Source organism: Methanococcoides sp. AM1 (assembly GCF_900774055.1).
Lineage (GTDB): Archaea > Halobacteriota > Methanosarcinia > Methanosarcinales > Methanosarcinaceae > Methanococcoides.
In genome coordinates this window covers 287,347-307,187 of the sequence record NZ_CAAGSW010000004.1, presented here as the reverse complement: position 1 = coordinate 307,187, position 19,841 = coordinate 287,347, and the positions used below count along the sequence as shown (strand labels likewise).

The 19,841-nt window shown below is 44.6% G+C and carries 26 protein-coding genes and 1 tRNA gene; 25 read left to right on the top strand and 2 right to left on the bottom strand.

Translation table 11 applies throughout. The features are described 5' to 3' along the window. Positions 1-48: 48 nt before the first annotated feature. Complete coding sequence (locus tag E7X57_RS08635; RefSeq protein ID WP_244603654.1) at positions 49-1,200, bottom strand: KamA family radical SAM protein; 1,152 nt, start codon at positions 1,198-1,200, stop codon at positions 49-51. 522 nt (positions 1,201-1,722) lie between these two features. On the opposite strand from E7X57_RS08635, the gene E7X57_RS08630 reads away from it, so the two are divergent. From E7X57_RS08630 to E7X57_RS08515, 25 genes are all read left to right on the top strand, one after another. Continuing rightward, positions 1,723-2,208 carry an RNA-binding protein gene (locus tag E7X57_RS08630; protein ID WP_135612559.1) on the top strand — a complete coding sequence of 162 codons (486 nt, stop codon included), beginning with the start codon at positions 1,723-1,725 and terminating at the stop codon, positions 2,206-2,208. Between the two features lie 183 nt (positions 2,209-2,391). Continuing rightward, entirely contained in the window at positions 2,392-2,772 is a 381-nt protein-coding gene (gene sepF, locus E7X57_RS08625; RefSeq protein ID WP_091690040.1) for a cell division protein SepF, read from the top strand. Further along, positions 2,769-3,434 carry a ZPR1 zinc finger domain-containing protein gene (locus E7X57_RS08620; RefSeq protein ID WP_135612558.1) on the top strand — a complete coding sequence of 222 codons (666 nt, stop codon included), beginning with the start codon at positions 2,769-2,771 and terminating at the stop codon, positions 3,432-3,434. Before sepF ends, E7X57_RS08620 begins: the two co-directional genes overlap by 4 nt. Positions 3,435-3,504: 70 nt before the next feature. Then, positions 3,505-4,941 (top strand): proline--tRNA ligase, encoded by a 1,437-nt coding sequence (gene proS, locus E7X57_RS08615; protein ID WP_135612557.1) that lies wholly within the window; start codon positions 3,505-3,507, stop codon positions 4,939-4,941. Positions 4,942-4,970: 29 nt separating this feature from the next. After that, a complete protein-coding gene (gene cobT / locus E7X57_RS08610) occupies positions 4,971-6,017 on the top strand; it encodes a nicotinate mononucleotide-dependent phosphoribosyltransferase CobT (protein ID WP_135612556.1) in 1,047 nt (348 codons plus the stop codon). Between the two features lie 119 nt (positions 6,018-6,136). Beyond that, positions 6,137-6,335 (top strand) — tRNA-Trp (locus E7X57_RS12515). A gap of 189 nt (positions 6,336-6,524) precedes the next feature. Beyond that, positions 6,525-7,118, top strand: a complete 594-nt coding sequence (locus tag E7X57_RS08605; RefSeq protein ID WP_135612555.1) for a 50S ribosomal protein L15e — start codon at positions 6,525-6,527, stop codon at positions 7,116-7,118. Between the two features lie 14 nt (positions 7,119-7,132). Beyond that, positions 7,133-7,570: an RNA-binding protein gene (locus E7X57_RS08600; protein ID WP_371413184.1), complete on the top strand. Its 438-nt coding sequence runs from the start codon at positions 7,133-7,135 to the stop codon at positions 7,568-7,570. After that, the gene (rnp3, locus tag E7X57_RS08595) at positions 7,563-8,291 is read left to right on the top strand and encodes a ribonuclease P protein component 3 (RefSeq protein WP_135612553.1); all 729 of its coding nucleotides are present in this window, start codon (positions 7,563-7,565) and stop codon (positions 8,289-8,291) included. The genes E7X57_RS08600 and rnp3 overlap by 8 nt, the downstream gene beginning before the upstream one ends. Then, positions 8,291-8,653 carry an Rpp14/Pop5 family protein gene (locus E7X57_RS08590; protein WP_135612552.1) on the top strand — a complete coding sequence of 121 codons (363 nt, stop codon included), beginning with the start codon at positions 8,291-8,293 and terminating at the stop codon, positions 8,651-8,653. The genes rnp3 and E7X57_RS08590 overlap by 1 nt, the downstream gene beginning before the upstream one ends. Before the next feature lie 114 nt (positions 8,654-8,767). Next, positions 8,768-9,541 (top strand): archaeal proteasome endopeptidase complex subunit alpha, encoded by a 774-nt coding sequence (gene psmA, locus E7X57_RS08585; protein WP_135612551.1) that lies wholly within the window; start codon positions 8,768-8,770, stop codon positions 9,539-9,541. Between the two features lie 41 nt (positions 9,542-9,582). After that, the gene (locus tag E7X57_RS08580; protein WP_135612550.1) at positions 9,583-10,275 is read left to right on the top strand and encodes a ribosome assembly factor SBDS; all 693 of its coding nucleotides are present in this window, start codon (positions 9,583-9,585) and stop codon (positions 10,273-10,275) included. 11 nt (positions 10,276-10,286) lie between these two features. Beyond that, positions 10,287-11,075: an exosome complex RNA-binding protein Rrp4 gene (rrp4, locus tag E7X57_RS08575; protein ID WP_135612549.1), complete on the top strand. Its 789-nt coding sequence runs from the start codon at positions 10,287-10,289 to the stop codon at positions 11,073-11,075. A 50-nt stretch (positions 11,076-11,125) separates the two neighbouring features. Further along, on the top strand, positions 11,126-12,148 hold the full coding sequence (gene rrp41, locus E7X57_RS08570) for an exosome complex exonuclease Rrp41 (RefSeq protein WP_135612548.1): 1,023 nt from the start codon (positions 11,126-11,128) through the stop codon (positions 12,146-12,148). Further along, entirely contained in the window at positions 12,129-12,920 is a 792-nt protein-coding gene (rrp42, locus tag E7X57_RS08565; protein ID WP_135612547.1) for an exosome complex protein Rrp42, read from the top strand. The genes rrp41 and rrp42 overlap by 20 nt, the downstream gene beginning before the upstream one ends. Positions 12,921-13,013: 93 nt before the next feature. After that, a complete protein-coding gene (locus E7X57_RS08560; RefSeq protein ID WP_135604491.1) occupies positions 13,014-13,301 on the top strand; it encodes a 50S ribosomal protein L37ae in 288 nt (95 codons plus the stop codon). Between the two features lie 4 nt (positions 13,302-13,305). After that, positions 13,306-13,446, top strand: coding sequence for a DNA-directed RNA polymerase subunit P (locus E7X57_RS08555; protein WP_081955744.1), 141 nt, complete (start codon positions 13,306-13,308; stop codon positions 13,444-13,446). 6 nt (positions 13,447-13,452) lie between these two features. Beyond that, a complete protein-coding gene (locus E7X57_RS08550; protein WP_135612546.1) occupies positions 13,453-13,920 on the top strand; it encodes an rRNA maturation protein in 468 nt (155 codons plus the stop codon). Further along, the gene (locus tag E7X57_RS08545; RefSeq protein WP_135612545.1) at positions 13,917-14,171 is read left to right on the top strand and encodes a KEOPS complex subunit Pcc1; all 255 of its coding nucleotides are present in this window, start codon (positions 13,917-13,919) and stop codon (positions 14,169-14,171) included. Before E7X57_RS08550 ends, E7X57_RS08545 begins: the two co-directional genes overlap by 4 nt. 83 nt (positions 14,172-14,254) lie before the next feature. After that, the gene (locus E7X57_RS08540) at positions 14,255-14,608 is read left to right on the top strand and encodes a prefoldin subunit beta (protein WP_048193980.1); all 354 of its coding nucleotides are present in this window, start codon (positions 14,255-14,257) and stop codon (positions 14,606-14,608) included. A gap of 66 nt (positions 14,609-14,674) precedes the next feature. Next, positions 14,675-15,640 (top strand): bifunctional oligoribonuclease/PAP phosphatase NrnA, encoded by a 966-nt coding sequence (locus E7X57_RS08535; protein WP_135612544.1) that lies wholly within the window; start codon positions 14,675-14,677, stop codon positions 15,638-15,640. Between the two features lie 49 nt (positions 15,641-15,689). Continuing rightward, on the top strand, positions 15,690-16,994 hold the full coding sequence (locus tag E7X57_RS08530; RefSeq protein WP_135612543.1) for a phenylacetate--CoA ligase family protein: 1,305 nt from the start codon (positions 15,690-15,692) through the stop codon (positions 16,992-16,994). Positions 16,995-17,039: 45 nt separating this feature from the next. Beyond that, positions 17,040-17,477 carry an ACT domain-containing protein gene (locus E7X57_RS08525; RefSeq protein WP_135612542.1) on the top strand — a complete coding sequence of 146 codons (438 nt, stop codon included), beginning with the start codon at positions 17,040-17,042 and terminating at the stop codon, positions 17,475-17,477. Positions 17,478-17,607: 130 nt separating this feature from the next. Further along, positions 17,608-17,955, top strand: a complete 348-nt coding sequence (locus E7X57_RS08520; protein WP_210409053.1) for a DUF2103 domain-containing protein — start codon at positions 17,608-17,610, stop codon at positions 17,953-17,955. A gap of 18 nt (positions 17,956-17,973) precedes the next feature. Beyond that, a complete protein-coding gene (locus E7X57_RS08515) occupies positions 17,974-18,951 on the top strand; it encodes a methanogenesis marker 12 protein (RefSeq protein ID WP_210409052.1) in 978 nt (325 codons plus the stop codon). Between the two features lie 9 nt (positions 18,952-18,960). Here E7X57_RS08515 and E7X57_RS08510 read toward each other — a convergent pair whose 3' ends face one another. Further along, positions 18,961-19,815, bottom strand: a complete 855-nt coding sequence (locus tag E7X57_RS08510; RefSeq protein ID WP_135612540.1) for a nitrilase-related carbon-nitrogen hydrolase — start codon at positions 19,813-19,815, stop codon at positions 18,961-18,963. Between the last annotated feature and the right edge of the window lie 26 nt (positions 19,816-19,841).

Genomic DNA, 19,841 nt, shown 5'->3' with positions numbered 1-19,841 from the left:
GTAATCTTTAATGTTGTGTAAACATGATCTGTGCAGTTAATGGTTATTTTAGTCAAAGAAGAACTTCTCTTGCCCAAAAGCGGGTTCAAGATCATTAAGCCATGAAGCTGTTGGTGAATATTTCGCAAAGAAAGGCTTGCGCACCCAGTTGCTTTCACGTCCCTGAAGGAACTCAAGAACAAATACCTTCTCATCGTTGATCTCCTGAACGCCGAGAATATTGATCTTCCCGGGGTCAGTGGACATGCTTGGTCCGCGAACTGTTCTTGCAAGCCCGCTGACGTTCTGGTATGCGTTCTGGAATATCTCCCATGCCCTTGCCATAGGTACATCGAAATAGTGCTTTGCACCTGTGTTCCTTACCATGAACATGTAATAAGGTATACAACCCAGACGAACCTGCTCTCTCCACATCTCTTCCCAGAGTGCAGGATCATCATTGATGTGTGCTATCAGGGGGGACTGGGTTCGTATCTGTGCACCTGTTGCACGGATGTTCTGTATCGCTTTCTTCACAGTATCGGTGGCAAGTTCCCTGGGATGGTTGAAGTGTGCCATGAGAGCCATGTGCTTTTTGTGTTCTGTGACATTGCTGAAAAGAGAAAGAATATCTTCGCTATCTTTATCTGATACAAAACGCTGAGGCCAGTAGCTTAGTGATTTGGTACCTATCCTTATGTTCTCAAGGCTGCGAATATCTGCTTCAAGGAGTGGTTCTATATATTTTTTGAGAAGGCCCGCACTCATGGTCATGGGATCCCCGCCGGTGAAAAGCACATCCTTGATCTCAGGATGTTCCTGGATGTATGATATTAGTAGTTCGATCTCACGACTGGCAAATTTCAGGTCGTCCATTCCAATGAACTGTGCCCACCTGAAACAGAATGTGCAGAATGCATGGCAGGTCTGGCCCTGTGCAGGGAAGAATAGGATCGTTTCATCGTATTTGTGCTGCATTCCACTGATAATTTTTCCATCGTGTTCCGGAACGTTCTTCTCCAGTTGTCCTGCAGGATGGGGATTAAGGCTCAGGCGTATTTTCTGTATCTCCTTCTGTATCTCTTCTTCCGGAGCATCATTTCGGAATAGGTCCGCCATTTCTTTGTAGTGCTGTGGGAGCAGCATGTCCTTGTTAGGGAATGTCAATGTGAATATCGGATCATTTGGGGCATCATCCCAGTTGATAAGTTCCTCAACCACATAATTATTAACACGGAATGGAAGTATCCGTGCAGCAATTTCTATCTCCTCCAGGTGTTGCTGGCTTAGATCCTTTATCTGATGAATGTCTTTGTAATTCGAAAGAGTGTATGCAGAATACTTCTTTCTCTCAGCATAACTTATGGTAGGGCCTCCATAATTCGTTTTTTAGAAATACTGGTCAAGTTGGACGGTTATAATCTACTTAATGTGAATTATTATTAATGTCTATCTTGAATTTCTCTGTATACGAATTGCAATGTACTTATATGTATCATTCGACCAAGTTCTAAACATTCACGATTTTCAATGTTTCTTTTTGGCCTTGATAATTCAGGTATTTGTAACATCTGATATAATCCATGGTTCTTTTTGGGTATTATCTAAAGGAATTGAAATGCTTCGTTAAATTATGGTTTCAGTTTATTTTCCATCCCTTTCGATATCGACTGCGCGAAACGTTTAAGGGTGAATGATGCTTAATGTGGTGCAAGCTAATATTATCTTATCAAAGGTGGTAAGTTGAAAATAAAGTCCAGAGTTCAACTACGAAAATCTGCAAAGAATAAATTGTTGACTTCCCTTAGGTCCTCCTTTGGTGATGTCATTGACAAGATCGAAGAGCGAAAGTTAGAAAGTGCTACTGCGGACTGGTTTAAGATCATAATCGTGGATGGGGGTATCCTGTTCTTCCATGAAGGGGACGAGCATCCTTTCCCAACTGTAAGGGGCGTACTGGAGCTTGGGCTTGATTGCTGTAAAGTGACAGTGGATGCCGGAGCAGTAAAATTTGTTGTCAACGGTGCAGATATAATGTGTCCGGGTATCGTAAGTGCTGATCCTGAAATTGCGGCGAACGATCTTGTTATAATCACAGAAGAGACTCACGGTAAACCGCTTGCTATTGGTCGTGCACTAATACCTGGAAGCGGGATGGTCGGTAAGTCCGGGAAAGCAGTAAAATCCATTCATCATGTAGGGGACGACCTGTGGAATCTTGAAGCCTAAGATGTCGGCGATATTTTTGAATGCAAAGCCATCATTAAAATATGATGACCATACATAATAAACCCGTTAACATTGCTGCAAAGCTAAAAGTGCCTAAAATGGCTAATGGCTTAAATATTAAAAGACTTAATAGTGATATATTCTATATCCATTCAATAAAATTTTAACACAAAGGTGCGGACTATGGCAAATTTCATGGACAAATTATTTGGAAGCGGATCAAAGGGTGCAACAGATGCTGACGAATATACCGAGCTTGATCTCGGCAAGTTTGAGCAGGAACTGGCAGATGAACCTGCAGAGACCTATGTCAGAGTGGCAGAACTTACGAACCTGAATGAGCTTCCAGGTCTGAAGAAAGAGGTCTATGATGGCAATATCCTCATGATCGATATCTCCAACATCAAAGCTGACAAACTCATGCTCGACAGGGCACTCAAGGACCTGAAGGATGTAGTCATCGATGTGCATGGTGATATTGCGGGTATCAAGGATGACCAGGTACTTGTTACACCAACAGGCGTCAAGATAGACAGGTCTAAGATAGTTGGTGGAAGGTATTGAGCACAGAGAACGATTCCGGGGAAGGATCCCGGAAATCTTTTGAAACACGAACATCATGCCCTCTCTGCCATGAGGAGCTTGTTATTAAGTGGAATGGCGATCAGATCCCCTATTTCGGGGAAGTGATGTATATTTCGACTACTTGTTCTAACTGTAGTTTCAGGTTCACTGACACTATGATCCTGACGCAAAAAGAGCCAGTGCGTTTTGAAATGATGGTAGAGGGCCTGGAAGATCTTAATGCAAGGGTAATTCGTTCCACGTCAGGTACTATCCGCATTCCTGATCTGGGAATTGACGTTGAACCGGGCTCAGTTTCAGAGTCCTATGTGACAAATATTGAAGGTATCCTTGAAAGGGTCAGATCTGTTGTTGTGACTGCCACTGAGTGGGTAAAGGATGAACCTGAAGCACATGAACGTGGCTTAGAGCTACAGAAGATGCTCGAGGAAGCTATTGAGGGTGAACTTCCATTAAAGGTAATTATCGAAGATCCTCTGGGAAACAGTGCTATTATTTCTGAAAAAGCTACATCTCGTACTCTTTCTGAAGAAGAAGCAGCTAATCTCCATAGTGGTATGGTAGTGTTTGACATCGATTCTTCCGAGCTGGAAGTCGATTCTTCTGATAAGATCCAGCCTATTGGAAATGAATATAAATGATGCATGTGTTAGCTGACACAATTCTAACTAAATATTCTAATTGAATCATTTTGATCTTATTGGTGACATTATGGCCGAACAAGAAAAAGAAGCAGCGCTTCCTCCAAAAGAGAACTTTAGTGAATGGTATAACGACTTGCTCCAGGTAGCAGAGATCATGGATGTACGTTATCCTGTGAAGGGTTCGTACGTATGGTATCCTTTTGGTTTTTCCATTCGCAGGAACGTTTATAGGATAATTCGTGAACTTCTCGACAAGGACCATCAGGAAACGATGTTTCCTCTTTTGATACCTGAGAATGAGTTCATGAAAGAAGCTGAGCACATTAAAGGTTTCGAGAATGAGGTTTACTGGGTATTGAACGGGGGAACAACTCCTCTTGATGTAAAGCTTGCACTTCGTCCTACCAGCGAGACTGCAATTTATCCGATGTACCGTCTCTGGGTACGTTCACATGCTGATCTTCCATTGAAATTGTATCAGATCGTCAACACTTTCAGGTATGAAACAAAGCATACCCGACCACTTATACGCCTTCGTGAGATCACATCTTTCAAGGAGGCTCATACAGTACATGCTACATGGGATGATGCTGCTGCACAGGTGGATGAGGCCATAAGGTTATATTCTGAGTTCTACAGAAGGCTCGCAGTTCCTGTTCTGCCTTCAAAACGACCTAACTGGGACAAGTTCCCGGGTGCTGATTATACGATCGCAGTGGATGCACTGATGCCTGATGGCAAGACATTGCAGGTCGGAACCGCCCATCATCTGGGTGACAATTTTGCAAAGACCTTCGATATCAAGTATGAGGATGCTACAGGGGAGCAGGTCTATGCTCACCAGACATGCTATGGTGTTTCTGAACGTTCTATTGCTGCTCTGATCTCTATTCATGGTGATGACAAGGGGCTTGTCATGCCACCGGAGGTCGCACCTGTCCAGGCAGTGATCATTCCGATCCTCTTCAAGAAATCTGAAGCCGTTCTGGCCGCATGCAATGATGTAAAGGAAACTCTTGAAGCTGCAGGTGTTCGTGTTACTATCGATGATAGTGACAAGCGTCCTGGTTCCAAGTACTACAAATGGGAAATGAAGGGTGTTCCTTTAAGGATCGAGATCGGTCCGAAGGACCTTGAGAAGGAAGCTGCTATGCTTGTAAGGCGTGATACTGGTGAGAAGGAACAGGTACCTCTTTCATCGATTGCTAATGAAGTGATCGAGAGGTTCGCAGTCATCCAGTTCTCCCTTCTGGAGAATGCAAAAGAGAACCTTAAAGCACGTATATTCGATTGTACTACTGTGGAAGAGATAAAAGAGAAGGTCTCTGAAGGTATTGCACATGTCCCATGGTGTGGCGAGGAGAAATGCGGACTTGAAATGGATGAAGAGGTTGGTGCAGGTATACTTGGAATTCCTACTGATCAGGATGAAGATGGGAACTATAAGTGTCCTATGTGTGGCAAAGATACCAGCATAAGGGTTTACGTTGCAAAGACTTACTGATATTATAATGACATGGGAGGGTGATAAAAATGGAATCTCTGATAGCTAATGATAAGAAACCTGAAAAGCCACTTTTCATTTGTGTGCTGGCAAATACTGAAACTGCATACATTGAAAAGATATCTGCAGCAGGAAAGACTGCCAAACTGACGGACTATACTCCCACAGGGGATGCAGAACTTGTGGAGACCGGTGGTATCATCAGTACTCCGGTAATTCCCATGACCCCTCCTTACAACACTCCCACTCCAGGCCTTATCACGCGTGCATCTTTACAGCTTTCAAATGTGCCTCATCTATTCGTTAATTCAGGTTTAAAGATCGCTCCTAAGGTTCCATTTGAGGACCTTGGTGCTAAACCCGGTGAGGATATCCGTAAGGAGATCGCGGTTCATGATGTTGAGGTTATTATTGAGCGTGCACGTGAAGTTGGTGAGAAGGTGCGCGATGATCATGACATGTTCGTGATCGGGGAAAGTACTCCTGCCGGAACGACCACTGCAATGGGTGTGCTCAATGCTCTTGGGTACGATGGTCATGTGAGTAGCAGCTCTTCTGAAAACCCGGTTGCTTTAAAGCAAAAAGTGGTTAGTGAAGCAATGGAGGTCTCAGGCGTTACAAAGGGAAGTCTGCGGTCTGACCCTCTAAAGGCCCTTTCATGTCTTGGTGATCCTATGATGCCGGCAACCGCAGGTCTTGTGGAAGGCCTTAAGGGTAAGCGTGTTATCCTTGCGGGAGGTACTCAGATGGCAGCTGTATATGCTTTCATGAAACATGCAGGTACTGATCTCAGTAATGTCTCTATTGTGACCACTAGCTATGTGGTAGATGATGAAAGTGCCAATTTCAATGAGATCATTGAAGCGCTTGATGCGGATATGCATGCTATTGACCCTGGATTTGGTCGTTCTTCACACAAAGGCCTGAGGCAGTATGAGCTTGGGTATGTTAAAGAAGGCGTTGGTGCAGGCGGTGCACTTTATCTTGCAGGTCTTCTGGGTGTGTCTGTGGACAGCATCCGTGAAGAGATCGAAAAAATCTGTGTTGAGCTTGCTGACCTTATAGATGCGGAATAATTGATATTGTCGTGGGTTTGAATGTATCTGGGTGCATTCTATACCCGATTTTTCTGTCCCTCATACCGATACCTATATCATCGATGAGATGTATCTGAGGGTTGCAATCGCAAGGTTGCGGGGCTGTGGCCTAGCCAGGAATGGCGACGGGCTCCAGCGGATAAATGATGAACAACGGGTCTGCTGAGATCTACCCGACGGGGTGGGTCAGTGAGGAACCGTTGGAGCACTGATGTGTGTTCTTTAAGAACATTTACTGTCGTAATGGCAGTGTTCGGAGAGACCCGTCGATCGTGAGTTCGAATCTCACCAGCCCCACGTCCTTTCTTTTCATTTTATTAATTTTCAAATAGCCTTGCTTCTTTTGGTTTTTGTCTTATACAAAGCTTTAAATGGTATGTTGTATGTACTACCGAATGTTTCATTGTCGGGATGAGAGTCCCGTAGGAGTGTGGCCGAAGTAATTTTGGCTGAACCGTGAAACTAACGTGAAACAAGGTGAATAAATTGTCAAAATCATTTTATGGATATGTAAGAGACGCATGGAAGAACCCCGGGGATTCATATGTTCGTGATCTCAGGTGGGAAAGACTTCAGGTATGGAGAAAGGAAGGCTCAGTCACAAGAGTAGAGCGGCCAACCCGTATCGACCGTGCACGAGCACTTGGTTACAAGGCAAAGCAGGGTATCGTCGTAGCTCGTGTAAAGGTACGAAGGGGTAGCATGAGGAAGTCCCGTTACATCCGTGGTAGGCGTACTCAGCACACAGGCAAGAACAAGATAACTGTCGGCAAGAGCATCCAGAGGATCTCTGAAGAGCGTGCAAGCAGGAAATTCCCTAACATGGAAGTACTTAACTCTTACTGGGTTGGCGAAGACGGTAAACAGAAATGGTATGAAGTTATCCTTGTTGATCCAAGCCACCCTGTTATCAAAAGCGACAAGAATCTCAACTGGATCTGTGACAAGGCTCACAGTGGAAGGGCATTCCGCGGTAAGACCAGTGCAGGTCGCAAAGGCAGAGGTATGAGGACGCGCGGTACCGGTACTGAAAAGACCAGACCAAGCATCAGATCAAACATCAACAGCAGCAGAAAGTGATTCACTATATATCTGTGCGTGTAACCGCACATGCTACAGAGGATGAGTCCAGAGTAAGAGATGCTCTGGACCTCTTTTTATTAAATTCATTTGATAAAGGCAAGTGTACTGATACTGGGAAGTATGTTGAGGTACTGAATATAGAAGGTTACCATGGTAACCCGATTTCACTTTTAAGCACGACCATCAAACGAAAACCTGACACACGTGCTTTTGCAACATTTGTTCGTAGTAATATGTCTCCTGATGACGTGGGACTACTTAGAAGTGAGATGCCTGACAGGCTGGATGAGGACCAGATGTTTCACTTAAGGTTCGATAAGCAGGCGGCATATAATGGTAAGGTCAAACTTTCCTCTTCTTCTGATGCGATAATCGTGAAGTTGAAGATAGAAACATATCCAAAGGACCGCCAGCAGGCCGGATATATTGTGGAGGAATTATTTGGCTGATCCTGTGTTCTATGACCTTTGTGTTCATTGTGCACCAGATGGCAAAAGTACGCAGGAAGAAATGGTTGCAATGGCAAAACATCTGGGTTTTGGTGGCATTGCACTAACTAATCATTCGAATTCGGACTCTCTTTCAAAAGGTAGTTCTGACAACGGGTTTGAGATATTACGAGGAGTCGAACTGGTCTCTTCTAATCCTTCAAAGCTCCATGGACTTGTGGGAAAATATCGCAAAAAAATGGAGATACTTGCTGTACATGGCGGCGATGAGGGCATAAATCGTGCAGCTGTGGAAAATCCGAATGTGGATATACTTTTGCATCCCGGCACTCCAAAAGGATGCGGATTGAACCATGTGCTTGCAAAGTCCGCAAGTGATAATAATGTCGCAATTGCATTTGATATGGCTTCTCTGATAATGTTATGCGGAGGTCGGCGTGTGCACAGTCTTTCCCATTTCAGGGAGATCCTGGCACTTACAAGGAAATATGATGTTCCGTTTTTGCTTACGAATAATGCATCATTCTCCTATGGTCTGCGTGCTCCGCGAGAGATGATGGCCCTGGCAACACTTTTTGGAATGGAACGCGATGAGGCCTTAATGGCTTTGAGTGAGACTCCGGCAGACATCATAAGAAGATTTCGCCGTGGTACTAATTTCATATGTGAAGGTGTGGAGATCCTTGAGGATGATCTTTCTGGCATGGATGGTGAGGATTAATGAAGATACTTCCTCCGACACAGCGTACTAATAAAAGGTACTTTGCCTTTGAACTTATAGGTGGGGCTGGTGTGGATCGGAGTGACCTTCTTCGCGAGATATTTTCGTGTGCAGGGTCGCTTATCGGTGATCAGGGTTCAAGTGAATGTGATATAAGATTACTTGATTTTGAGGATTCCAGGGGCGTCGTACGTTGCCTCCGGGAAAGAGTTGATATGACACGTGCAGTTCTTGCTTCAGTGAGCTCAGTTAATGGGAATCCTGTTATTATCCATGTTCTGGGTATATCAGGTACTGTTCATGGAGCAACAAATAAGTATTTAGAAGGGTGTACGGTATATAGTCCTGAAGAAAAACCATGAACATCCATTTATAGAATAATTTAAATAAGTTATAAGTGAACTAGGTGAATGTACAGAAACTCTATTCATACGTTTTTTAGCATCACGAAAGTAAATAGTAGGAGATAAAAGATCATGCAAATGGCACCACAAATGGGTTATGATAGAGCAATTACTGTTTTTAGTCCTGATGGAAGGCTCTTCCAGGTAGAATATGCAAGGGAGGCTGTCAAGAGAGGTACTACGGCAGCTGGCATAAAAGCAAAGGACGGTGTGGTTCTGTTGGTAGATAAGAGGATCACAAGCAGATTGATAGAGGCAGAGTCAATTGAAAAGATCTTCCAGATAGATGAGCACATAGGTGTTGCAACATCAGGCCTTGTTGCAGATGCACGTGCACTTGTAGATCGTGCAAGGGTCGAAGCCCAGGTAAATATGGTCACATATGACGAGCCTATAGGTGTAGAGGTCCTTTCCAAGAAGATCTGCGACCATAAGCAGACCTATACCCAATATGGCGGAGTTCGTCCGTATGGCACTGCTCTTTTGATAGCAGGCGTTGATGACAACAAACCAAGGTTATTTGAAAGCGATCCAAGCGGTGCACTTCTTGAGTACAAGGCAACTGCTATTGGTGCAGGTAGGAACACCTTCATGGAAACATTCGAGGAAAAACACCGCGATGACATGACCATGGATGAAGTTGTTATGCTTGGTATGGAAGCACTTTACAGAGCAACAGATATGAAACTGGATGCATCCACACTTGAAGTGGGTATGGTAACTCTTGAAGACCACCAGTTCAGAAAATGTCCCGAAGAAGAGGTCGCATCCTTTGTGGAACGTATTCTTGAAGAACACAAGGAAGACGACAAAGAGGAAGAGTCCGAGGGCCAGCCGGAAGAGTAATTCATTTTAAAAATTGCTTAGTAAATAGGAGGGAGTAGATTATGGTATCACTTGATGAATCATTGGTTGCAAGGTTGAAGAAAGGCAGCAAACATTATGAAGTACTTGTAGACCCTGATGGAGCACTGGAATTCAAGAAAGGTGGCAACGTAAAGATCGAGGATATTCTTGCAGTCGAGTCCATCTTTGAGGATGCCAGTACCGGAGATCATGTGGCCGAGTCAGATCTTTCCAATGCGTTCGAGACCACTGATGTGTTCGAGATCGCAGCACATATTATAAAACACGGTGAACTTCAGCTCACTAAAGAGCAGAGGAAACATATTCTTGAGGAAAAGACCAAACAGGTAATTTCCATTATTGCACAGAACGCTATCAATCCACAAACAAGGACCCCTCATCCAGCGGCACGTATAGAGAAGGCCATGGGTGAAGCAAAAGTTCATATTGACCCATTGAAAAGCGTCGATGAGCAGGTCAACATTGTGATGAAGGCGATCAGGCCAATTATACCAATACGCTTTGAAGAAGTAGAGGTAGAGGTCAAGGTCCCTGCAGAATACGCTGGTAAATCATATGGTGATATTGCTAAGTTCGGTACTATGCTCAAGGATAGATGGGAAAATGATGGATCATGGGTTGCTGTGGTCAAGATGCCTGCAGGATTGCAGAATGATTTTTACGGTCTTGTAAACCATCTGACAAAAGGTGATGCTGAAACCAAACTTTTGTAAGAGGCTAATTTATGGATCGGAAAATCGTAATCCCCGGACAGCTCCTTTCTGATAAGGAGAAAATGGCCGGACCGGGAACATATGTAAAGGACGGCAAGGTCTATTCCTTGCTCTATGGAATTGCAAACGTCAAGAACAAAGCTTCAGTTGTACCTTTTTCAGGAAAGTACTATCCTTCACGCAAGGATTACATAATCGGTACTGTAATTGATGTAACTCCTTCGAATTGGATAATGGAAACTGGATCTCCTTATGACGGATTGCTTCATGTTTCCGAATATCCAAAGCGCGTAGATTCCTCAGAAATGAGGGGATGTATGACTATCGGGGATTGCGTAATTGTTCGTGTAAAGGATGTCAGCAAGTCCATGAAAGTGGAACTTACCATGCGTGAGCCTGGTACGAGAGTGCTGACAAAAGGTCGTATCATCGATGTTGTACCTGCAAAGGTCCCTCGTGTGATCGGTCATAGTGGTTCCATGGTATCGATCCTTAAGAAAGAGTCGAACTGTGATGTGTTCGTAGGAAAGAACGGCCGTATCTGGATCAACGGAAGATCAGATGATATGGATCATCTGGCGGATGCTATCGAAATGATCGAACGTGAATCTCATATATCCGGTTTAACGGATAAAGTGGGCAGGTTCCTGAGAAATGAACCGGAAACGGTTGCGGAGTCGGATGCGGATGAGCTGATAGAGGAAGAAAGGTCAACTCTGCCCGCAAAAGAAGACAATGTTACAGAAGAAACCTGTCGTAAGGTCGATGCTCTCCTCGACGATGAAGTGGATGAGGCATAAACAAGGCCTGCTGAAATATGGGAGTAAAGAGATGAAATTGGAGATTGAATATGAGTGATAAACCGGAAAAATTTATTGATGAAAACGGGATTCGCCTTGACGGTAGGCGTGTTGATGAGATCCGCCCTATGACCGTTGAGATGGGCGTACTCTCAAGGGCAGATGGTTCATGTTATCTTGAATGGGGTAATAACAAGGTTCTTGCTGCAGTTTATGGCCCAAGGGAACTTCACCCACGCAGGCTTCAGCGCCCAGGTGAAGCGCTTGTAAGATACAGGTACAATATGGCAGCATTCTCTGTTGAGGACCGTATACGTCCTGGTCCAAGCAGGAGAAGCACTGAGATATCCAAAGTAAGTGGAGAAGCATTCGAGCCTGTTGTTATGAAGCAGTTTTACCCATCTGCTGTTATCGATGTATTCGCAGAGGTCCTTCAGGCTGATGCAGGAACAAGAACAGCAGCAATCAATGCTGCAACACTCGCATTAGTGGATGCCGGTATCCCTATGAAGGGACTGGTGGCTGCCTGTGCTGTCGGTAAAGTGGATGGTCAGCTTGTGATCGATCTTAACAAACCTGAGGACAACTATGGTGACGCTGATCTGCCTATTGCAATGACCGAAGATGGTGAGATAACTCTCTTGCAGATGGACGGAAATCTGACCGTTGAGGAGATCAACAAGGGCATTGAGATGGTCAGGGAAGGCTGTGAGCAGATATTTGCAATACAGAAAGCAGCTCTTTTAGAAAGGTTTGGCAGTGCTGAAGAGGAAGAGGTCCTTGAAGATGCTGAGCTTCAGGCTGACATCATGTCCGAGGAAGAAGAAGTTTCTGAAGCAGCTGAAGAAGAGGATGATGTTGAAGAAAGTGATGACATCGAAGACATCGAAGTTGCAGAAGCTGAAGATGTTGAGGTCGAAGAAGCTGAAGCCATGTTCGAAGAAGACGTCACTGAATTTGAAGTGAGCGAGGAAGAGATCGGGGAAGCAGCAGAATTAAATGAAGAAGAAGTCGCTTCAGAGCCAGAGGGCGAGGAGTCCACTGAGGAAGAGGGTGAGAAATATGAGCAATGAAGCTGTATCAAGACTGAAAAAAGATTTCATATTCAACCTGGCTCTCAAGGGTCAGCGTGAGGATGGTCGTGCATTCGATGAGATGCGTGACATTAAACTTGAGACCAATGTCATAGACAAAGCAGAAGGCTCTGCAAAGGTCTGCTACGGCGATACTCAGGTCATTGTAGGTGTAAAGCTTCAGGTCGGTACACCTTTCCCGGATTCTGCTGATAAGGGTGTTATAATCACCAGCATGGAATTGAACCCGATCGCTTCACCAGACTTCGAGGCAGGCCCTCCAAGGCCCAAAGCTATCGAAATGGCACGCGTGGTCGACCGTGGTATTCGTGAATCAGGCGCAATTGATTTAAACAAGTTGTGTATTACGGAAGGAGAAGAGGTCTGGATGGTCTTTTTAGACGTCCATGTCTTGAACGACAGCGGAAACCTGCTTGATGCAGCATCACTTGGTGCAATTGCAGCTCTCATGACAGCAACCATCCCGGCAGAACGCGAAGGCCGTGGAGAGGATACGAAGATGCCTATTCGTGAGATGCCTGTATCACTTACCTTCGTTAATGTTGGAGGCGAGTATTTCATTGATGCAAGCAACAACGAGGAGTCGATCTGTGATACAAAGGTCACTATCGTTTCCAACCAGGATGGTTCGATCTGTGCCATGCAGAAGAGCGGCGCAGGCTCGCTTTCAGAGGAAAAGTTCCTGAAAGCTGTTGAAAAATCATGTGAAATAGGCGCTAAGATAAGGGAGGAGTACCTCCTTAACATATGAGTTTGATCGATGCTCATCGTAGCAGTTCATGACGATTTATCCGATCATTATAAGCTCGATTATTAAGGAATCCACATCAAGGAGACGATTATAATGGCAAAAAAATACTCAAAGAAAGGACGTGTGTCCCGATCTGCAGGAAGATTCGGCACACGCTATGGAAGAAGAGACCGTAAGTTGGTTGCGGATCTTGAAGAAAAGATGCACATGCCACACAAGTGTGCAAACTGTGCACGCCTGACTGTAAAGAGAGTTGGGACCGGCATCTGGAAATGTAAAAAGTGTGGATATACCTTTGCAGGTGGCACATACCTTCCAACTACTACAGTAGGTAGTACTGTAATGAGGTCTGTTAAGAAAGCCACTGAGCAGGTTGAGTAATCATATGGACTACAAGTGCACTCGATGCAAGCGCCCGGTCGAGATCGACTACGAGTATACCGGAATCCGCTGTCCTTATTGTGGACACAGGATTCTTGTAAAGGAAAGGCCGCAGGCATCGATCAAAACAGTCAAAGCCGAGTAAGAAGTCATGTTGATAACTTCTTCTCGCAAACCTTCTGCCAATACTCGTACTTTGTGCAAGTATTTGGCATCTTTTTTTAATTGCGAGTATTTGACCCGGGGTAAAATGGGTCTTGCTGACGTTATGTCATATTCCGACGATACCAATTTAGTCGTCGTTGGTGATTATCATGGAAGTCCCGGAAGCCTCATATTCTACGATGAGGATGGGGCAGAGCTTTTGTCCATTCGTTTGAGCATTTTCTATCCTGATGGCTACAAATTTTCCAACCTCAAATCCATGGAACCTGTTCTAATGGGGGACGGTGAACTTGGAAATATGCTGTCACATTACCTTGGCATTCCTAATGACGAATGTGATGGGATGGCTAAATGTATCCGTGTAGAAGATGACAGGATGGAGTTCCTGTATTCAGGTAAACTACTTTTCAGACTCAATGTAAAAAGCTACAGGGTGCCGGAGGCAGCTGTTTGAAGCTATTTTCAGAATCTGTTATAATGATGGATGATGCCGAAGCTGTCTATAGGTCAATCCTGCCTGAGCTGGAGACCACTGTAACTGACAGGTCTTCTGTAAATGTGGAGGTCAGGAATTCTTCTCTCGTAATGTGCGTAAGTGCTGACGATATTATTTCCATGCGTTCAACATTAAATACGTGGCTCCGTCTTGTGCAGATTGCACATGATGTATGTGTGGTCAGCAGGAATGCCTGTAATGGCATATGAGATGCCTGCTTTTTGTTTTACCTTATTCGTGATAGAAACATTAAAATCATTTCAGGTTTATTGATTGGTCAGGTGAAACCAAAATGAGTTCAGAAATACCCCCACAAGTACAGAACCAGCTTGCACAATTGCAGCAGGTTCAGCAGCAAGCGCAGTCTCTTGCAATGCAGAAGAACCAGATGGCTTCTATGCAGAAAGAGTCAGAAATGGCACTTGAAGAACTTGAAAAGCTTTCAGATGACGCTGTTGTTTACAGGGCTGTAGGAGACCTTCAGATCCAGTCTACCAAGGAAGAGACCGTAACAAAACTCAAAGAAAGACTTGATACACTTTCATTGAGACTTCAGTCACTGTCCCGTCAGGAAGAACGCATCTCAAAGCGTTTTACCCAGCTCCAGGAACAACTTCAGCAGGCAATGGGTACGCAGGGACAGTAATCCTTGTAAACCCACCGATTATCTTTTCAGAGATTCTATATTCTTTGGGAAAGATGAGAGGTAGAAATGCAGGTTGATGAAGTTGGCTTTTACAATAGACTTCTGGATTATCACAACATCTTATATCTATGCCATCGCAATGCCGACCCTGATGCTATAAGTAGTGCATTTGCACTCTCTGAAGCAATAGGGGGGACCGTAGGTCTGGTAGATGGTAGCAACAGAGTTGCCTCCCTTCTTGTTGATAAGCTAGAGATCGATGTAGTAGAAAGTCCAAATCCGGAAGATTATGATCTGGTAGTGGTAGTAGATACATCTACCAGCGCACAGCTTAATGACATTAAACTTTCTAATTACTGCGTGATAGATCATCATGCAACTACTGCACTTACAGAAAATGCTGCTTTTTACCTTCACCGCAATGCAACATCTGTGGCGGAGATCGTATATGATGTACTAACCTGCATGGGTGCTCCCATCATGCACCGACTGGCATTGGGCCTGATGGCAGGGGTCGTTACGGATACCGGGCATTTCAAGCATGCTACAAGCAAGACCTTCAAGACATTTGGTGAGATAATCGAGTCAAGTGGTGTGGAGTATGCGGAGGTGCTTGACTTGATGGCTTCAACTCCTCAGGATGTCTCGATGAGGATCGCAATGCTCAAGTCTGCTTCACGTGCAACTATCGAGCGTATTAATGACTGGCTTGTGGTGACATCCAATGTAAGTTCCTTTGGCGGCTCTGCATCATCTATGCTGATCAATATTGGCGGAGATGTTGCTTTTGTTGGCACTGCACGTGGCGATAGCATAAGGGTGAGTGGTCGTGCAAAGCGTGATGCTGTAAATGCAGGAGTGAATCTTGGCAAGATCATGGAAGAGATCAGTGGTCACTATGAGGGTACTGGTGGAGGCCATGCCGGTGCAGCAGGCATCGATGTCGTTGCCGATATGGACACTATTCTTTTTGAATGTGTCGAGTTGGTAAGAGAAATTTTGAAGGATAAGAAAAACCCGTTGAGTTTATAAGTGGTTATGACAAATCCTCATCAATATTGATCAACAATAGCGTGATAATATGATAGAATACTGGAATCCACAGATCGAGAGAATGCCTGTCGATGAGTTAAAAAAAGTACAGGAACAAAAGTTGTGCCAGCTTGTAAAATATGTTTATGAGCATTCTCCTTTTTACAAAAAGAGATTCGATGATGCGGGTGTAAAACCTGAGGACATCAAGACACTGGATGATGTTACAAAGCTACCATTCACATTCAAGAAAGACCTGAGGGACACTTATCCAACAGGTATGTTCTGTGTTCCGAACAACAAGCTTGTACGCTTCCACGTTTCATCAGGGACCACTGGCAAACCTACTGTGGTCGGTTACACTGATAATGATATTCAGACATGGTCAACTTCCCTTGCACGTGCATTGACATCCATTGGTGTAGGAAGGGACGATATCATGCAGATAGGCTATGGCTATGGTCTTTTCACAGGTGGTCTTGGTATGCACTACGGTTCAGAAGAAGCCGGATGTACCGTTCTTCCTACCAGCTCCGGGAATACCGACAGGCAGATCGAACTTATGCAGGACCTTGGGTCCACTGTCATTGCATGCACTCCTTCATACCTTTTGTTCATGATCGAAGCTGCAAGGGATGCAGGCATCAGTTTCCAGGATGATACAAAGCTTCGCGTAGGCGTGCTGGGTGCCGAGCCATGGTCCGAAGAGATGCGTAAGAGGATCGAAGATTCCACGGGCATCAAGGCCTATGATATATTCGGAACATCCGAACTTAGTGGTCCTCTCTTCACTGAATGTCAGTCTCAAAATGGTATCCATATATGGGCAGACCAGTTCCTTGTAGAGGTCATCAACCCTGATACCGGTGAACCTGTGGCAAATGGCGAACGCGGTGAGCTTGTGATCACAACACTTGTGAAGGAAGCATTGCCGCTTATCAGGTACCGGATCGGTGATATAACTGTTCTGAACTGGGATGAATGTAAATGTGGTCGTACACATCCACGTATCATGCGTGTACTGGGTCGTGCTGACGACATGCTTATCGTTCGTGGCATCAATGTCTTCCCTGGGCAGGTGGAATCCGTTCTGATGGATATTCCTGAGGTTGGCGAGCACTTCATGATCATCGTTGACAGGGTCAATGAACTGGATATCATGAAAGTGCAGATCGAAATGAATGACGCTGCTTTCAGCGATAAGGTCACTGACATCATGGACCTTGAGAAAAAGGTGGCTTCAGCCCTTAAGAGCGTGCTGAACATTGCTGTTAAGGTAGAGCTCGTCGAGCACGGGTCATTGCCACGCTCAATGGGTAAGGCAAAGAAAGTTATCGATAACAGAAAGATATAAAACTTTAGAAGGAGTCATTCTAATAGAACTTAAGGGGTTGATCTCATGGAAGAGAAAATGATCAAACAGATCTCATTATTTGCAGAGAACAAGCCGGGAAGGCTTGCAAACATCGCTGAGAAGTTTAAGGAATCCGGCATTAACATTCGCGCTTTTACTATTGCTGAAGCCGGAGACTTTGGTATAATCAGGATGGTTGTGGATAATCCCGATTCAGCTCATAAAGTGCTCCATGATGCAGGATTTACTGTATCCGAGACAAATGTTCTTGGTGTGGAGATGGAGGATGTGCCCGGCCAGCTTGCCATGATCGCAGATGTTCTCAGTGAAAAAAACATCAACATCGATTATGCTTATGCCTTTGTAACAAAGACCGAGAAAGCATTCCTTATTGTGCGCGTAAATGATATCAGAGGTGCTGTCAAGGCTCTTGATGGCGCAAACATCCGTCTGCTCGATATGAGCGACGTGCATGACATTTAAGTGGATAGAAGCACCGATCGGTGCCATATCCCCTTCCTTTTTTACTTTAATTTACTTTGTTTTTCCATATCTTTCCTTTTGATTTATATATGTCAGTAATGTTTTTATATCAGCTTTTCAAATTTCGTGCATGGAAGATAATTCGATTAAAAATTGGGAAGCTTTGTTAAAAGGGAAACTTCACGGTGCGCACTCCACTGTTATAGGTGAGCGTCAGGGAAAAAAGATCCTCGGTATCATAAGCCAGCACGAAGAGGTCAAGAGCATCATTCCATCCGTTATAACCGTCAAAGGAAAGAGCTCTCCTGGTGGGAATCTTGCTGCAAAGGTACTGCGTCCTGATGAAAGGGGTAACCTGCGAATGCTTTTGTCCCATGGCACTTCTTCACAGGAAATAAGGATCGTTACGACCGTTGCCACTCATGATGAAGGTGAGCGTGTGATGGAAGAACTTAACGCCATGCTTTTTGACATCTAATATTTTAAGGTGTTAATTATGTTCATCGGGGTTGATCACGGTACTAATGCAATGCGTTTTGCCGGGATCGGTAAAGACGGTGTAAATACTTTCGAACTGCCGCGTTCAGAAGTAGCAAATATGTCCGGACAGGAGATCCTTGATTCGGTCACTTCCGGTCTGGGAGTCCATATTTCGGATATCGAACTTGCTGCTGTTACCTATTCTATGGGTGATGGCATCGTTGCTATTGAAGATCTTAAGGATGTTTCATCCCGCGGGGTTATCAGTATCGAGGGTGTCGGAAAGAAGACCGGCGCAGGTACCCGTGTTTTTGATGCGATAAGGGAATCCGTCATACCTGCAGTTTTGATCCCGGGAATCCATTCGAAAAGTAACACTGACTCTCGCATGAACGTTTTTTCACATTCGACCAGTCCTGAAAAGATCGGGATCGCATACAATGCTTACTCTACAGGTGTTGATGATTTTGTAGTTTCTGATATCAGTTCCAATACTGTGACCGTAGGTGTCTGTGGAGGTAAGCTTATAGGTGCGATCGATGCCTGCATCTTTGCTCCGGGAACTCAGCATGGTCCTCTTGATCTTGAAGCTATTAGGGATGTCGATGCAGGCAAATGCAGTGCAAATGATGCTTTCATGAATGCCGGTGTATTGAACAGAAGCCCTTATTCAGGTGTTGAAGATCTTCTGAATGCCCTGAATGGCAATGAGGATGAGGCTGTACTTGCAATGGATCGTATTTCACTTTTCGCAGCCATGGAGATCGCTGCAATGCAGGTACTGATGGAGGACTATGGATCAAGAGGTGAGATTTTTCTTGCTGGTTCCATGGGTGAAGAGGATTATGTCGTGGATCGGATAGGAAAGCATATTGGTGTGAACCCTGATGTACTTGGCAAATGGAGCGCTTCTATTGGGTGTGCAGAGATCGCCCGTGATATTGCCGGTGGGGCAGATAGTATACTTGGGCTTGATGTCCATTTTAGTTTCTAATTTCTATCATTAGTAAAGTTCAGGTCTGCGGTCATCAAAGACCGTAATTGCTTTTCTCGTATCTTTCATCATTTTTGGATCGATATCGTGAATGATGAAGCACTCCTTATCTTTTGCATCTGCAAGTACGTTTCCAAGGGGGTCAAGGATCATGGTGGCTCCAAAGAATGTGGAGCTGGGGTCTTTACCAGTTCTATTGCAGGCAATATGGTATATCTGGTTCTCAATAGAACGTGCTGTTGCAAGTGATCTCCACTGATATTCCCTTGGGTTTGGAAACTCTGCGATGGTTATAAGAATATCAGAACCGGCGATAGCCAGCTTTCTTGCAATTTCCGGGAAACGCATCTCATAGCAAATCTCCAGTCCGATGGAAAGGTCATAGCTTTTAAGGCGGATAGGTTCGATCTGGTCGCCGGATGTGAAATACCCTTTTTCCTTTCCGAATGGATGTGTTTTGGTGTATGTTCCTGCAAGCTCCCCGTTCTCTATACAGAAGCCCATATTCGTGAAGTTATTTTTTCTCCGTTCTACTTTCCCTTTTCCTTCTAATTCTTCTTCCCTTTCCATTTCTTGTTCTTCTTCTTCTTCTTTGCCATTTTTCTGTATTATGGATCCGATAACAACACAGGAGTTCTGCCTTGAGAAATCTCTCAGTTGTTCGATGGTAGGGCAGGGTTCTGATTCTCCTGCGTTGTCAAGGTCTTCATAGCAGAATCCGGTAGAGAATACTTCGGGAAGCACTATGAGCTCTGCACCATTTGAAATTGCATTTTCAGAAAGCATGAGTGCTTTGTTGATGTTGTCCTGTTTTTTGCAATGGGAAATATCCATCTGGATGGCTGCAGCCTTTATAGGTTTCACTTGATATCCTCTCTTTCTTTTTGATT